Genomic DNA, 15,741 nt, shown 5'->3' with positions numbered 1-15,741 from the left:
TCGGGGATACTGGGACGCGCAGAACCGAAGAGGGAAAGGCCACACACGTGACTGAGATCGAGATCGGGCGCGGCAAGCGCGGCCGCCGGGCGTACGCCTTCGACGACATCGCCGTCGTCCCGAGCCGCCGTACGCGAGACCCGAAGGAGGTCTCGATCGCCTGGCAGATCGACGCCTACCGCTTCGAGCTGCCGTTCCTGGCCGCCCCGATGGACTCGGTCGTCTCCCCGGCCACCGCGATCCGCATCGGCGAGCTGGGCGGCCTGGGCGTACTGAACCTCGAAGGCCTGTGGACGCGGTACGAGGACCCGCAGCCGCTGCTCGACGAGATCGCCGAGCTGGACGCGGACACCGCGACCCGCCGCCTCCAGGAGATCTACGCCGCTCCCATCAAGGAGGAGCTGATCGGGCAGCGCATCAAGGAGGTGCGCGACTCGGGCGTCGTCACCGCGGCCGCCCTGTCGCCGCAGCGCACGGCGCAGTTCTCCAAGGCCGTCGTCGACGCGGGCGTGGACATCTTCGTCATCCGCGGTACGACGGTCTCCGCGGAGCACGTCTCCGGTGCCGCCGAACCGCTGAACCTGAAGCAGTTCATCTACGAGCTCGACGTCCCCGTGATCGTCGGCGGCTGTGCCACGTACACGGCGGCGCTGCACCTGATGCGTACGGGCGCGGCCGGTGTCCTGGTCGGCTTCGGCGGCGGCGCCGCGCACACCACGCGCAACGTGCTGGGCATCCAGGTGCCGATGGCGACCGCCGTCGCCGACGTGGCCGCGGCCCGCCGTGACTACATGGACGAGTCCGGCGGCCGCTATGTGCACGTGATCGCGGACGGTGGTGTCGGCTGGTCCGGCGACCTCCCCAAGGCGATCGCCTGCGGCGCCGACTCGGTGATGATGGGCTCCCCGCTGGCCCGCGCCACGGACGCGCCCGGCAGGGGCCACCACTGGGGCATGGAAGCGGTCAACGAGGAGCTGCCGCGCGGCAAGAAGGTCGACCTCGGCACCGTCGGCACCATCGAGGAGATCCTCACCGGACCCTCGCACATCCCCGACGGCTCCATGAACATCTTCGGGGCCCTCCGCCGCGCCATGGCCACCACCGGCTACAGCGAGCTCAAGGAGTTCCAGCGCGTCGAGGTGACGGTCGCGGACTCCCAGCACAAGCGCTAGCGGGAGCGGTACGCCGGCTCGTACGACGCCGAAGGGCCCGTCCACCATGAGGTGGGCGGGCCCTCGCGCATGCCGGACGGGGTTACTGACCGGCCTTCTTGGCGCCGGAGAAGGCCGCGTACGCGGCGATGGCGAAGAAGAGGAAGGTCAGCGGGTCGGCCTCGGCCTTCCAGGCTTCCTGGACCACGCCGAAGTGGTGGAAGAAGACCTCGTTGAAGCTGACGCCGACCTCCTTGGCGCCGATCATGGCCTCGCCGACCAGCTGACCGAGGTAGACCGAGGCCACCGAAAGGATCAGGCTGGCGATCGGCAGGATCGGGTTGCGTCCGCCGACGCGGCCCGCGGCGAGGCCGATCAGGAAGCCGACGCCGACGGCCGCCCAGCCGATCTCGTGCTTGGTCAGGCCGATGATGACTCCGTAGACGCCCGCCGCGACCAGGGCGGCACCGACGGCGGCCGCGAGGCCGAGCCCGAGCTTGTCGCGCACCGGAGCGGCCGGGGCGACGGGGGCCATCGGGAAGCCCGGCTGGGGTGCGCCCTGCGGGGCACCCTGCTGCGGGAACCCGGCCGGGACGGCGTCCTGCGGCGGCGCGGGCGGTTGGCCCGGCTGGTCGGCGTACGGGTTCTGCCCCGCGTACGGGTTGTCGACCGGTGGACCGGACGGCGGCGGAGACGACTGACTCATGTGGTTCCCCCCAGGGATGTGAGCGCACACCGGAGAGCGCCCGGGACGCGGGCGCACTGGTGTGCGAGAGCTGACGCACAGTAGCAGTCGGCAGTGACATCCCGTCCAGGGGTTTCGCCAGGGTCAGAGTCGGTGCGCGGCTCCGGTCGGGGTCGCTCCCCTGGTGTCCAGCAGCAGCTGGGCCTTCACGGAGAGCCCCTGGAGGTCGTACGTCCGGTGCGGCTGGAGCAGGATCGTGAGGTCGGCGTCGGCGGCGGCCTCGTAGAGGGAGTCGGCGCGCGGGACGGGGCGGCCGAGGACGTTCCAGGCCGGGACGTGCGGGTCGTGGTAGCTGACGGTCGCGCCGAGCTCCATCAGACGCAGGGCGATCTCGTGGGCGGGCGTGCCCTGTTGGTCGGCGAGGTCGGGCTTGTAGGTGACGCCGAGGAGGAGCACGCGCGCGGCGCGGGCCGATTTCCCGTGCTCGTTGAGGAGCGTGGCGGCGCGCTGGATGACGTACCGCGGCATGTGGCTGTTGACCTGCTGGGCCAGTTCGACCATGCGGAGGGTGCGGCCCGAGTGGCTTGCCAGGTCCTGGGCGATGCCGTGGCCGCCGACGCCGGGTCCCGGCCGGAACGCCTGGAATCCGAATGGCTTGGTCTCGGCGCAGCGGATGACGTCCCACACGTCGACGCCCAGGTCGTGGCAGAGCACGGCCATCTCGTTGACCAGGGCGATGTTGACGTGCCGGTAGTTGTTCTCCAGGAGCTGCACGGTCTCCGCCTCGCGGGGGCCACGCGCGCGTACGACCTTGTCGGTGAGGCGCCCGTAGAAGGCGGCGGCCGACTCGGTGCAGGCAGGGGTGAGGCCGCCGATGACCTTGGGGGTGTTGGCGGGGGTGAAGTCGCGGTTGCCGGGATCGACGCGGCTGGGCGAGTACGCGAGGTGGAAGTCGCGCCCCGCGCGCAGGCCCGAGCCCTCTTCGATGAGCGGGCGCAGGAAGTCCTCGGTGGTGCCGGGGTGGACCGGCGACTCCAGGATGACGGTGGTGTGCGGGCGCAGCCGTCCGGCCAGGGTGCGGGCGGCCGAGGCCACTTGGCCCAGGTCGGGGGTGCCGTCCGGGCCGGGTGGGGTCGGGGCGCAGATGACGGCGGTGCGGACGCGGCCGAGTTCGGCGGGGTTGGTGGTCGGCCGGAAGCCCCCCGAGAGCATCCGGCGCAGTTCGGCCGGGGTGAGTGAGCCGCCCTCCGGCCCGGTCTTGTAGCCGAGCGTGGGGATGCCGGCGGCGACGGCGGCCTGGGCCAGGGGCAGGCCGAGATGTCCGAGTCCGATGACGGCGAGATCTGCGGGCATGGCGTGGGCCGTCCTTCCCAGTAACCGAAGCGGGACAGGTGCGCAAGCCCTGTGGACAGAACGGGCGAGCGCAATGTCAGACTAGGAGTAAATATGACCGATTTACGGTATTGGGCGGGCGAGTTTCCGGGAGTGTTGTCCACAGGCTGGGGGCGCGTGGTGGCCGATGACGGACATCGCGGTCAGACTTTGGGGCAGGGGGACGTGAGCCGGGCGTCGCCGGACAGGTGCGGCCAGCGCGACAGACAGCGGGAGGCAGCGGTGAGGACAGCGAAACTGGGACCGGCGGAGCGCGCCGAGTCCCTGGCGCAAATGGCCGAGCGTGAGCTGGATGTGCTGGTGGTGGGCGCGGGCGTGGTCGGCGCGGGGACGGCGCTCGACGCCGTGACGCGCGGCCTGTCCACAGGCCTGGTCGAGGCGCGCGACTGGGCGTCGGGCACCTCCAGCAGGTCAAGCAAGCTGATCCATGGCGGCCTGCGCTATCTCGAGATGCTCGACTTCGCCCTCGTGCGCGAGGCGCTAAAGGAGCGTGGACTCCTTCTGGAGCGCCTCGCACCGCACCTGGTGAAGCCGGTGCCCTTCCTCTACCCGCTCCAGCACAAGGGCTGGGAGCGGCTGTACGCGGGATCGGGCGTCGCGCTGTACGACGCCATGTCGATGACGAGCGGACACGGCCGAGGACTGCCCGCCCACCGCCATCTGACGCGCAGCCACGCCCTGCGCATAGCCCCCGCCTTGAAGAAGGACGCGCTGGTCGGCGCGTTGCAGTACTACGACGCGCAGGTGGACGACGCCCGCTATGTGGCCACGTTGGTGCGCACGGCGACGGCGTACGGCGCGAAGGTCGCCAACCGCGCCCGCGTGACCGGATTCCTGCGCGAGGGCGAGCGCGTGGTCGGCGCCAGGGTGCAGGACGTCGAGGGCGGCGGGGAGTACGAGATCCACGCCAAGCAGATCGTCAACGCCACGGGGGTGTGGACCGACGACACCCAGGCCATGGTGGGCGAGAGGGGCCAGTTCCACGTACGGGCCTCCAAGGGCATCCACCTGGTCGTGCCGAAGGACCGGATCAACGCCGCGACGGGTCTGATCCTGCGCACGGAGAAGTCCGTCCTCTTCGTGATCCCCTGGGGGCGGCACTGGATCATCGGCACCACGGACACCGACTGGAACCTCGACAAGGCCCACCCCGCGGCCTCCAGCGCCGACATCGACTATCTGCTGGAGCATGTGAACTCGGTGCTCTCGGTACCCCTGACCCGCGACGACGTGGAGGGCGTGTACGCGGGACTGCGGCCGCTGCTCGCGGGCGAGTCGGACGCCACCAGCAAGCTCTCGCGCGAACACACCGTGGCCCATCCGGTGCCGGGACTGGTGGTCGTGGCGGGCGGCAAGTACACGACGTACCGGGTGATGGCCAAGGACGCGGTCGACGAGGCGGTGCACGGCCTCGACCAGCGGGTCGCCGAATGCGTCACCGAGGACATCCCCCTGCTCGGGGCCGAGGGGTACCGGGCGCTGTGGAACGCGCGGGCGCGCATCGCTCAGCGCACCGGGCTCCATGTGGTCCGGGTGGAGCATCTGCTGAACCGGTTCGGTGTGCTGGCCGAGGAGATCTTCGAGCTCATCGCGGCCCACCCCGCGCTGGGCGAGCCCCTTCCGGCCGCCGAGGACTACCTGAAGGCCGAGATCGTCTACGCCGCCTCGCACGAGGGCGCGCTGCATCTGGACGACGTGCTGACCCGGCGCACCCGTATCTCCATCGAGACCTTCGACCGCGGTACGCGCAGCGCCCGCGAGGCCGCCGAGCTGATGGCGCCGGTCCTCGGCTGGGACAAGGACCAGATCGAGCGCGAGGTGGAGCACTACGAGAAGCGGGTCGAGGCCGAGCGGGAGTCCCAGCGCCAGCCGGACGACCAGACGGCGGACGCGGCGCGGCTGGGGGCGCCGGACATCGTGCCGCGCTGATCGTGCGGCGCTGATCGTGCCGTGCTGATCGGGTCCCGCTGCCTACGAGGACCTGCCCGGGAGTTCCCGTGAATGTCACTCGAACGGGTGTCGTGAACTGGGATCTTTGCTCGAATCCCGGTCGTTCTACTGGGTGCGGGGGCAGAACTCGGCGGCCAGCAGCTCGGGTTCGAGGTCCGGGTCCTCGATCCCGTCCGTGTTCACCCGGAAGGTGAGGACGCGACGGCCGTCGACGGTGGCCGCGGTGCGCACGTAGCTGCCGGAGATATGGCCGTCGTGCCCCCACACCGTGGTGCCGCACGACAGCTTCACCGGATACAGACCCATGCCGTACTGGCCTTGTGCGGTGCGGCTGTCGAGCATCTCGCGCAGTTGGCGGGACGGGAGCAGGTCGCCCGCGAGCAGGGCCGCGTAGAAGCGGTTCAGGTCGGCGAGCGTGGTGACCAGTTCACCCGCCGCGCCGGCCACGCGCGGGTCGAGGGCGGTCACGTCGGTGCCGTCGGCGGCGTAGGCGCGGCCGTGCGGGGAGGGCAGCGAGGTGCGGGCGCCGGGGAACGAGGTGCCTGTCAGACGAAGGGGATCGATGATGCGGCGCTCGGCCTCGGTGGCGTACGAGTGGCCGGTGACCTGGCGGATGACCATGCCGAGCAGGACGTAGTTGGTGTTCGAGTAGGAGAAGCGGCCGCGGGCGGCCGGGGGGTGGGTGAGCGCGATGCGGACGGCCTGGAGCGGGGTGAGGGGGACGGCGCCCTTGGTGACGTCGGTGAAGTTGTACAGGCCACTGGTGTGGGTGAGCAGGGAGCGCAGTGTCAGACGCCGGCCGTCGTTGCCCGCGCCGCGCACCAGACCCGGAAGGTGAGCGTCCAGGGAGTCGGACAGGGACAGCCGGTGGTCGGCGGCGAGTTGCAGCACCACGGTCGCGATGAACGTCTTGGTGATGCTGCCCGCGCGGAAGTGGTCGCCGCGGGCGATGCCCTCGCCGGCGCGGGCGAAGCGTGCGCCGGAGGCGTCGCCGGCCAGCAGCGCGGCGGCGGGAACCTTGCCGCGGGTGACGAGGAGGGGGAGCAGCCGGCGGAGGGCACGGGTGGCGTCCGTTGCCGGGGCGGCGGCGGGGGAGCGTGAGCCCGTCGAGGCCGCGGACCTGGGGGTGTGACGGGCGGCCGAGGGTGTGGTGGAGTGGGAAGGACCGGCGGTCGGCAGCACGCGCGGCAGACCGATCGGGGCCAGGAACAGGGCGGCCAGAGACACGGGTATGACCAGGAGTGTCCGAGGTGTCCGGGGCGCAGGCATCGGCGTTCCTTCCCTGTTGCGGCACATCATGGGGGACGGACCTGTGCGCGCGAGCGGGTGGTCCGCAGGTGAGGGGCGTGCCGGTCGCCGGGGGCTTGTCGGCCGAAGGGCCCCCTGGGCGCTGAGCGCTTGTCGGGTGAGGGACAATGAAGGCTCTGTCAGGGCGGGTTGCATGAGGGGACGCATGTCGGAGGCGGAGCGGGCGGGAGCATCCCGTCAGGACAAGAGCGAACGTCTCCTCGCCGGGCGCTACCGGCTGGGAGATGTTCTCGGCCGCGGCGGCATGGGCACGGTGTGGCGGGCCCAGGACGAAACGCTGGGCCGCACGGTCGCCGTCAAGGAGCTGCGGTTCCCGTCGAGCATCGACGACGACGAGAAGCGGCGGCTGATCACGCGCACCCTGCGTGAGGCCAAGGCGATCGCGCGGATTCGCAACAACGGCGCGGTGACGGTCTTCGACGTGGTCGACGAGGACAACCGGCCATGGATCGTGATGGAACTCGTCGAGGGCAAGTCGCTCGCCGAGGTCATCCGCGAGGACGGCCTGCTCACGCCGAAGCGCGCCGCCGAGGTGGGGCTCGCGATACTCGACGTGCTGCGTTCCGCGCACCGCGAGGGCATCCTGCACCGCGACGTGAAGCCGTCGAACGTGCTGATCTCCGACGACGGCCGGGTCGTGCTGACCGACTTCGGTATCGCGCAGGTCGAGGGTGACCCGTCCATCACCTCGACCGGCATGCTCGTGGGCGCGCCCTCGTACATCTCGCCGGAGCGGGCGCGCGGGCACAAGCCCGGCCCCGCGGCCGACCTGTGGTCGCTGGGCGGGCTGTTGTACGCGTCGGTCGAGGGCGTTCCGCCGTACGACAAGGGTTCCGCGATCGCGACGCTCACCGCGGTGATGACCGAGCCGGTGGAGCAGCCGAAGAACGCGGGCCCGCTGGAGAACGTGATTTACGGGCTGCTCGTGAAGGACCCCGCGCAGCGGCTCGACAACGAGCGCGCCCGGGCGATGCTCAGCGAGGTGGTCCACGCCCCCGAGCCCAAGGAGACCGTGCCGGAGCCGGTGGACGCGACGAAGGTCGTGGTGCTGCCGCCGGTGCCGGACGAGGGCCGGGGCAAGAAGAGTTCGGGCGGCTCGGGCGGTTCCGGTGCCAAGCGCGGTGAGGAGGCCGGGGAGCGGCTGCGCGGGGCGCTGCGTTCCGTGCGGAAGGCCGCCTCGGTCGCCGGTGCGGCCACGGCGGCGGCGACCGCTGCGGCGACGGCCCGTGCGAAGTCCGGCGCTGCCGGCGGGACGGGCGGCGCGAGCAGCACGGGCAGTGCGGGTGGTGCCGGCGGTACCGCGGCTTCCGGCTCGGTGGGCGTGGAGGGGGCGGCTCCGAAGGCTCCGGCGGCTCCCCCGGCTCCGCCGCGCGTGGACGTGTCGAAGCCCGCCGCGGCTGCGGGGAAGTCCGGGACGGTCACGTCCGGCCAGGGTGGCAAGGCGGCGGAGGGCTCCCCGAAGCCGGGCGTGCGTGACGGCGCGCCAGTGGGCTCGGCCTCCGGTCCCGTCGGCTCGAAGGGGGCTCTCGGCTCGGCGGGTTCGGGCGGTGCCGGCTCCACCGGTTCGGCCGGCGAGGCCAGGCCGGCCTCCGGGTGGCCCGTGGCGCCCGAGCGGCCGCCGCGGCCCGTACCGCGGGCACCGCTCACCGATGTGGTGCCGCGACGGACCCTGGTGATCATTGCCGTGGTCGTGGCGCTCGCCGTGATCGGGACCGTGCTGGCCCTGACCCTCGGTGGCGGTGACGACAGCGGGTCGAAGAACGGCAAGAGTGGTGGCACCAAGGCGGCCGCGTCCAGCGGGGTGACCGCGGGCAGCGGCGGCAAGGACGCGACCAGCGGCTCTCACACCGACACGGGCGACAAGACGGACGGCGCCACCGGGTCGGCCGGGGACGGGAGTTCGGGCAGCACGCCGAACACCGACGCGTCGGGCAGCGCCGCCGCCACGAGCGGGACGAGCGGCGACGGCAAGGAGTCGGGCTCCTCGGGCTCCACCGCCGTGTCGACGTACAAGGGCAGCCAGGGGTTCAAGATCGGGCTGCCCAAGGGATGGAAGTACCAGTCGACGGATGACGCGGGAGTCCGTTTCACCGGTCCCGACGGGCAGAAGCTCCTCGTCGGCTGGACGACCACGCCCAAGAGCGACCCCGTGGCGGACTGGAAGAACCAAGAGGGCTACATGGTGCGCTCGCAGTACAAGCGGGTGCGCATAGAGCAGGTGGACTACCGCGGTTGGAACACGGCCGACTGGGAGTTCACCTATCAGGACGGCGGCACGAAGTACCAGTCGATCGACCGCGGCTTCGTCGTGAATGATCACCTCGGGTACGGGCTGATGTACACGGCGAAGGCATCCGACTGGGACAGCGAACTGCGCAAGGACACGTGGAAGACGCTGACGGCGACGTTCCAGCCGAAGTCGTGAGGCATGGGCCCGAACCCACGTCGTGAGGCGCGCGCCCATGTCGTGAGGTTCGGGCCGGTTCGCCCGGGGTGTCTGTTGTAAGGGTCGGTCACGGGCCGGTGACATCTCGCGTCCCGACATTGCGGGTTGCCTCCGGCACGTATCGTGAGTGGTTGCGGACCGTACGAAGCCGTAACGGGACGCGAGGCGAACGGAATTGACCACCGGGCGGCCGGGGGAGGCATCGTGGACGACTATGCGGGTCGGGTACTCGCCGACCGTTACCGCCTGCCGCTGCCGCCCTCCGACGAGTACGAACTCGCCGAGAGCCGGGCCTTCGACACCTACAGCGGTCAGGAAGTCCTTGTCCGGCAGGTGCCGTTGCCGGAGGTCGTCGAGGCGGAGATGCTCGACGCGGACGGGCTGCCCGAGGGGTTCGTGGCGCGGGACGGCGGGGTGCGGCGCGCCTCCGCACGGACCACGCGCAGGCCCCCCGAACCCGCCGTACGACGGGCGATCGAGGCGGCGCAGGCCGCCGCGCAGATTCCCGACCATCCCCGGCTGGACCAGGTCTTCGACGTGTTCGCCGAAGGCGGGTCGTTGTGGATAGTGAGTGAGCTGGTGCCCGCGCGGTCGCTGGCCGCGCTGCTCGCCGAGAAGCCGCTGAGCCCCTATCGGGCGGCCGAGGTCGCCGCCGACGTCGTCACCGCGCTGCGGGTGCTGCACGCGCACGGATGGGTCCACCGCAACATCACCGTGCGCACGGTGCTCGTCTGCGACGACGGCCGGGTGATGCTGACCGGCCTGGCCGCCGGCGCCGCGGAGGAGGCACTGTGCGGGTACGACCCGGTGCCGGTGCAGGACTTCGAGGGTCCCGGGGGTGAGGGAGGCGTCGGTGCCGGTTCGCCCCACGCGGGTCCCGGTGCGGATGCACGAGCGGGTACGGGCGTCGGTGTCCCGCGTGGTGCGGCCCGTACGCGCGGTGCCGCGCCTGGTGGAGTGACCGCAGGACTGCCCGGCGGGGGAGCCGGTGGTGCCTCCGGCGGGGGGCCCGGCGCCTCGTTCGGCGCGGTGGTCGCCAGTGCGCAGGGGGCCGATGCCGAGGCCGCGCGGCGGGCCGCGATCGAGGCGCGGGCCGAGAACACCACTCCCGTAGGAGAGCCGCCCGTCGACGGCGGGGCGGCCCTGGCGCGCAGGGCGTTGGAGGCCGGAGGCGACGCCCGGGCGGCCCGGGCCGGAGCCATCGCCGCGTACCGGGCCGGAGCCCGGGCCGCGGCACGCGTGCACGAGCAGCAGCGGGGCGGTCCGGCGGCACTGCCCGCGCCCCGTCCCGCCCCGCCGGCCGACGGCTCCGTGCCGGGGGCCCAGGGTTCCGGGCAGGGTGTGGAGCAGCGGCCCGAGACCCCGCCCCCCGGTCAGATCGCCGACCCGTACGGCGTCGGTGGCGGGCGCGCGGGCGCGTGGCCCGGCGCGCAGCCGCGCCCCGGAAGCGGCCCCGGTACCGGTACCGGCCCTGGCGTCGACGACCCCGGATTCGGTGGTCCGGGATTCGGTGGCCCCGGCCCCGGCGGCCATGGCGGTCAGGGGCGCCCGGCGCTCCCCGGCCCCGCGGCCGGTCATGGAAGTGGCCACAGCGGCACCCCGGTTCCCCCGGGAACCCAGGGCCCCCACGGCGCTCAGAGCCACGGCATCCAGAGCCACGGCGCCCAGAACCACGGCACCCCCGCCCTCGTGCCCGGACAGCAGTCCACCCCCGCCCCGACCCCCAACGGCCGTTGGGACGAGCTGGTCGCCGGTGCGCCCCCGCGGCGCGGTCCCGCCACCGCGCTCGCCGCGGAGCGGGCCCGGCAGGCGCGGATGGCCGTCGTCGGTCCGGTGACCGAGCGCTGGGCGCCGGAGCAGGCCGGGCCGGTGCACGAGAACTGGCAGTTGGCGGCGCCGATCGGCCCCCAGACCGATCTGTGGGCGCTGGGCGCCCTGCTCTTCCGGGCCGTGCAGGGACACGCGCCCTACCCGGAGGACAACACCGCGGAGCTGGTGCAGCTGGTGTGCGCGGAGCCGCCGGCGTTCGCCGAGGAGTGCGGGCCACTGCGGCCGGTCGTGGAGTCGCTGCTGCGTCAGGACCCCACCGAGCGGCTGGACTTCGAGGAGCTGAGCGGCTGGCTGCGCTCGCTGGTGCGGTCCGCGCCGGAGCCCGAGGCGGGCGCGCACGTCGTCGCGGCCCCGCCCGTCGACCCCAGCCGGCTTCCGATCGTACGGCGCAGGGGCGAGCTCGTCCGCAGGCGCCGGGCCGGACTGCCCGCGACCAGCGCGCACGCCCGCCACAAGCGCGCGAAGTCCGACCGGCAGGCGAGGCCGGCCAGGTCGACGGAGACGGCCAAGCCCCGCAAGCTGGGCCGGAACCTGCTTCTGCTGGTCCTGCTCCTGCTGGTCGCGGCGGTCGCGTACGCGATGGTCTTCATGCCGAAGAAGACCGACCCGAACAGCGACGCGAACGGCGACCGGACCGGCTCCGCGGGCCAGGTGAGCCCGGCGCCAGGGAACACCGCGGGCACGGGCGCGGACGGCAGCGCCAGCAGCCGGCCGCGCCCCGACCAGACCTCTCCCGGGACGGACACGAACCCTTCGGGCGGCGCGAGTTCGACGACCTCGCAGTCCAACGACCCGGCGGTCGGCCAGGGCTTCACCCTGCGCAAGGACTCCGAGGGCTTCCAGGTCGCCGTGGCCAACGGCTGGGACCGCACGCCAAAGAACGGGCGCGGTCAGGTGGTCTACTCCCAGGGCGACTTCGAGCTCATCGTCGTACCCGGACGGGACAGCACCAGCAAGTACGGCGGCGATCCGCTGACGTACCAGCGCGAGACCGAGAGCGAGTTGCAGCCGTTCCGCGACTCGACGTGGGCCACGTCCAGCGGGATGCGGCGGATCGACGTGGGCGGACGGACCATGGCCGAGGGGCAGTTCACCTGGCAGAACTCCGCAGGGCAGTCGCTGTACGTCCGCAATCTCGCGATCGTCGTCGGCGGCCACTACCACGTGGTGCAGGTGCGTGGCCCGGAGGCCGAACGGGACGAGGTCACGAGGCTGTACGAGCAGGCGTCGGCGACCTACCAAGTCACCGGCTGAGCAATTCCCGTAGTCATGAATCGCTGAACGCCGAATGGTTCCCTTCCGTACACGGAAGGGAGAACCGTCACAGTGCGGTCTCCGTACGACCCCGCCGGTTCCCTGCGCGGGGACCGCTCTTTAGTCTGACCCTGTCAATACCATTGCGGGGAAACGTGAATCAGATGCAGGGCCTGCTCCTCGCGGGCCGCTACCGACTTGTCGAATCCATCGGCAGCGGTGGCATGGGCCGCGTGTGGCGTGCACACGACGAGGTGCTGCACCGTGCCGTCGCGGTCAAGGAGCTGACGGCCGCGCTGTACGTGACGGAGAGCGACCGGGCCGTGCTGTTGGCGCGTACCCACGCCGAGGCGCGGGCCGCCGCCCGGATCAACCACTCGGCCGTCGTCACCGTGCACGACGTCCTGGATCACGACAACCGGCCCTGGATCGTCATGGAGCTGGTCGAGGGCAACTCACTGGCCGACGAGGTCAAGGAGCAGGGGCGTGTCGAACCGACCGAGGCGGCGCGGATCGGGTTGTGGGTGCTGCGCGCCTTGCGCGCCGCGCACTCCGCCGGCGTGCTGCACCGTGACGTGAAGCCAGGGAACGTCCTGCTGGCCTCCGACCGGCGGGTGCTGCTCACCGACTTCGGGATCGCGCAGGTCGAGGGTGACACGACCATCACGCGTACCGGCGAGATCGTCGGCTCGGTCGACTACCTGGCGCCCGAGCGGGTGCGCGGGCACGACCCCGGCCCGTCCGCCGACCTGTGGGCGCTCGGCGCGACGCTGTACACGGCGGTGGAGGGACGGTCGCCGTTCCGGCGGACCTCGCCGCTGACCACCATGCAGGCCGTGGTCGACGAGGAGCCCGCGCCGCCGCAGCACGCCGGTCCGCTCGGGCCCGTCATCACCGCGCTGCTGCACAAGGACCCGGCCGTGCGGCCCGGTGCGGAGGAGGCCGAGCAGATGCTCGCCGAGGCCGCGGAGGGACGCCGGCCGAGTGCGGCGCAGGCGTATGTGCCGACGCAGCAGCACGTGGACACGGGCACCATGGGGATGGGCGCGCAGCGGGTGGCGCCCTACGGGACGGCGCCCCATGGGACGGGATCGCAGGGGACGGGATCGCGGGGCGTCGCGCCCCACGGACCGGGGGCTCACGAGACGGCGTCGCACGGGTCGGTGGCGCACGGATCGGGCGCGCACGGGGCGACGCCGACACTTCATGCACTGGTGTCCGGGCCCCTGGTCGACGGCACCGGCTCCGGGGGCGCGTCCGGGAGACGGCGCCGCGGTCGTACGATCGCCCTCGTCGTCGTACTCGCCGCCCTGATCGGCGGTGGCGGCGCCGTGGCCATGCACTATGTGAACGGCGCACGGACCGACGACACCCACAACAGTGCCTCGCCCGGCACCGCGAATTCCGGTACCACCAAGCCCGGGAGCACCCCGACCGCGACTTCGGGCACCCAGAAGCCGTCCGGCGCCGTGCCCGACACCTGGGTGCAGCGGGACGACGTCGAGGGCTTCACCATCTCCCTGCCCGACAAGACCTGGCAGCGGCAGGCCAACGGCAACCAGGTCGACTACACGCCCGACGGCGGCAAGCACTTCGTCCGCATCGCCATCGACGACTCGCCGGACTTCCCCACCCCGTACGCACACCAGCTGGACCTGGAAGAGCAGTTGACCAAGCTGGCCGACTACAACCGGGTGCAACTGCAGTCCAACACGTTCCGCGACTGCCCGGGCTCCCTGTGGGACTTCACCTGGACCGCGCTGCCGAAGCAGACGCCGTTCCCGGGCGAGCGGCGGGCGATCGAGCAGACGTACCTCAGCCGTGAGGGTGTCGAGTACGCGATCTACATGTCCTCGCCCGCGGCGGACTGGGACACGGCGCGACAGCAGTTCGACGTGATTCTCCGCAGCTGGCTCCCCAAGACCTGACGGGCCGGACGGACACGAACTGGCCGCAACCGGTCTGACGAGGCCGGATAACAGCCATCGCGCGGGCCGGAGCCCGGAGCGCGTCCGTCCGGTGCGGCATGATGGGGCGTATGGGGACCGAGGGGGAGAACGTCCGTGTGATCGCCGGCCGTTACCGGCTGGAGGCCAGGATCGGGCGGGGCGGCATGGGCGTCGTCTGGCGCGCCACCGACCAACTGCTCGGCCGGCAGGTCGCGGTGAAGGAACTCGCCCTCGACGACTCGCTCTCCGACGACGAGGCCCGGACGCAGCGCGACCGCACCCTGCGCGAGGCCAGCGCGGTCGCCCAGCTGCACCACCCGCACATCATCGTCGTGCACGACGTCGTCGAGGAGGCCGAACGGCCGTACATCGTGATGGAGTTGATCGACGGCGGCTCGCTCGCCGAGCGGATCTCCGCCGACGGCCCCGTCGACGCGCGAGAGGCCGCCCGGATCGGCCTCGCCCTCCTCGGCGCGCTGCGCCGCGCGCACGAGGCGGGTGTCCTGCACCGTGACCTCAAGCCCGCCAACGTCCTCATGGAGGCGGGTACCGACCGTGTCGTGCTGACCGACTTCGGCATCGCCCAGGTCGCGGGTGCCACGACGCTCACCGAGAGCGGGTCGTTCGTCGGCTCGCCCGAGTACACCGCGCCCGAGCGGATGTCCGGGGTCAGGACCGGCCCCGAGTCCGATCTGTGGTCGCTCGGGGCGCTGCTCTGCACGGTACTGAGCGGTGAATCGCCCTTCCGGCGAGACTCGTTGGGCGGCATCCTGCACGCCGTCGTCATGGACGAGATCCGCCCGCCCGCGCAGGCCGCGCCCCTGCTGCCCGTCGTACGGGGGCTGCTGGAGCGCGATCCGGAGCGGCGGCTCGACGCGGTGGAGGCGGAGCGGCTGCTCAGGGCGTTCCTGGAGACGGGCCGTACGCCGCGGGCCGCGTCGGCCGGCTACACGCCCACGCAACGGGACGTACCGAAGCGGAAGTCACCCGTCCAGCAGACCGCGCACCGCTCCCCTCCTCCGGTTCCTCCGCCTGCCGTCGCCCCCGACCGTGCCCCGAAGCGGTCGGCGCGGACCATGCTCGTCGTCGCGGCGCTGGTCGCCGCCGCGGCCGGGGCGGGCGTGTCGGCGGTGCTGCTGGTGAACCACGGTGGGGGCGGCGGCGGGGGCGGTACGTCGACGCCGTCCGCCAGTTCGGCGCCGGGCACGTCCGTGAGCGCGTCGCACTCCCCGAGCGCGCCCGCAGCGCCGGGGTCCTCGGCCTCACCTAGCGCTGCCCCCACGGTCACCGTCACCCGGCAGCAGAAGCCGACCGCCGCCTCCGGCCCGGCGCCCTCGGGCTACCGGACGGTCCATGACCCGGACGGGTTCTCGCTCGCCGTGCCGGACGGCTTCACCCGCGATCCGGAGGGCGAGCGGATCTTCTACGTGTCGCCGGGCCAGACCTTCCGCCTCGGCATCAAGGCGACCGATCCCGAGGCGGGCGGCCCGCTCGCGGTGATGCGGCGCGCCGACGCCGACGGGCCGTCCACGAACCCGGGCTACCACGACGGCACCGTCACCCCGACCACGCACGACGGACAGCCCGCCGCGCTCTGGGAGTTCACCTGGAACGGCTTCACCAAGGCGGAGGGCGCGCGGCACACGTACGACCTCTGCTGGGAGGAAGGCGGCCGGATGTACGACGTGTGGGTGTCGGCGCCGGTCGGGAAGGTGACGCAGGCGAAGGAGTACTTCGACGTGGCGTTGGACACCTTCGTGGCCCCGTAGGCGGGAG

Annotated in this window: 9 protein-coding genes; 6 read left to right on the top strand and 3 right to left on the bottom strand. The window is 72.4% G+C overall.

Annotated elements, in window-relative coordinates; genetic code table 11:
• The first annotated feature begins 47 nt into the window (after positions 1 to 47).
• Positions 48 to 1,172, top strand: coding sequence for a GuaB3 family IMP dehydrogenase-related protein (locus AQJ27_RS13430; RefSeq protein ID WP_067366955.1), 1,125 nt, complete (start codon positions 48 to 50; stop codon positions 1,170 to 1,172).
• A gap of 82 nt (positions 1,173 to 1,254) precedes the next feature.
• On the opposite strand, the gene AQJ27_RS13425 is transcribed toward AQJ27_RS13430, so the two are convergent.
• Both AQJ27_RS13425 and AQJ27_RS13420 read right to left on the bottom strand, forming a co-directional pair.
• Complete coding sequence (locus AQJ27_RS13425) at positions 1,255 to 1,857, bottom strand: hypothetical protein (protein WP_067366952.1); 603 nt, start codon at positions 1,855 to 1,857, stop codon at positions 1,255 to 1,257.
• Positions 1,858 to 1,980: 123 nt separating this feature from the next.
• Positions 1,981 to 3,189, bottom strand: coding sequence for a nucleotide sugar dehydrogenase (locus AQJ27_RS13420; RefSeq protein ID WP_067366949.1), 1,209 nt, complete (start codon positions 3,187 to 3,189; stop codon positions 1,981 to 1,983).
• Between the two features lie 261 nt (positions 3,190 to 3,450).
• Between AQJ27_RS13420 and AQJ27_RS13415 the strand changes: the two genes are divergently transcribed.
• On the top strand, positions 3,451 to 5,157 hold the full coding sequence (locus AQJ27_RS13415; protein ID WP_067366946.1) for a glycerol-3-phosphate dehydrogenase/oxidase: 1,707 nt from the start codon (positions 3,451 to 3,453) through the stop codon (positions 5,155 to 5,157).
• Between the two features lie 126 nt (positions 5,158 to 5,283).
• Here AQJ27_RS13415 and AQJ27_RS13410 read toward each other — a convergent pair whose 3' ends face one another.
• The gene (locus tag AQJ27_RS13410) at positions 5,284 to 6,447 is read right to left on the bottom strand and encodes a serine hydrolase domain-containing protein (protein WP_079064957.1); all 1,164 of its coding nucleotides are present in this window, start codon (positions 6,445 to 6,447) and stop codon (positions 5,284 to 5,286) included.
• 184 nt (positions 6,448 to 6,631) lie between these two features.
• On the opposite strand from AQJ27_RS13410, the gene AQJ27_RS13405 reads away from it, so the two are divergent.
• The 4 genes from AQJ27_RS13405 to AQJ27_RS13390 all read left to right on the top strand — a co-directional run bounded on the left by AQJ27_RS13405 (position 6,632) and on the right by AQJ27_RS13390 (position 15,734).
• On the top strand, positions 6,632 to 8,911 hold the full coding sequence (locus AQJ27_RS13405) for a serine/threonine-protein kinase (protein ID WP_067366943.1): 2,280 nt from the start codon (positions 6,632 to 6,634) through the stop codon (positions 8,909 to 8,911).
• A gap of 225 nt (positions 8,912 to 9,136) precedes the next feature.
• Positions 9,137 to 12,016: a protein kinase domain-containing protein gene (locus AQJ27_RS13400; RefSeq protein WP_067366940.1), complete on the top strand. Its 2,880-nt coding sequence runs from the start codon at positions 9,137 to 9,139 to the stop codon at positions 12,014 to 12,016.
• A 164-nt stretch (positions 12,017 to 12,180) separates the two neighbouring features.
• Complete coding sequence (locus AQJ27_RS13395; RefSeq protein ID WP_067366937.1) at positions 12,181 to 13,944, top strand: serine/threonine-protein kinase; 1,764 nt, start codon at positions 12,181 to 12,183, stop codon at positions 13,942 to 13,944.
• A 110-nt stretch (positions 13,945 to 14,054) separates the two neighbouring features.
• Positions 14,055 to 15,734, top strand: a complete 1,680-nt coding sequence (locus AQJ27_RS13390) for a serine/threonine-protein kinase (RefSeq protein WP_067366934.1) — start codon at positions 14,055 to 14,057, stop codon at positions 15,732 to 15,734.
• Positions 15,735 to 15,741: the final 7 nt, after the last annotated feature.

Origin of the sequence: Streptomyces olivochromogenes (genome assembly GCF_001514115.1) — a bacterium.
Classification (GTDB): Bacteria; Actinomycetota; Actinomycetes; order Streptomycetales; family Streptomycetaceae; genus Streptomyces; species Streptomyces olivochromogenes.
The sequence above is the reverse complement of the archived record's forward strand: the minus strand, read 5'-3'. Positions and strand labels throughout refer to the sequence as shown.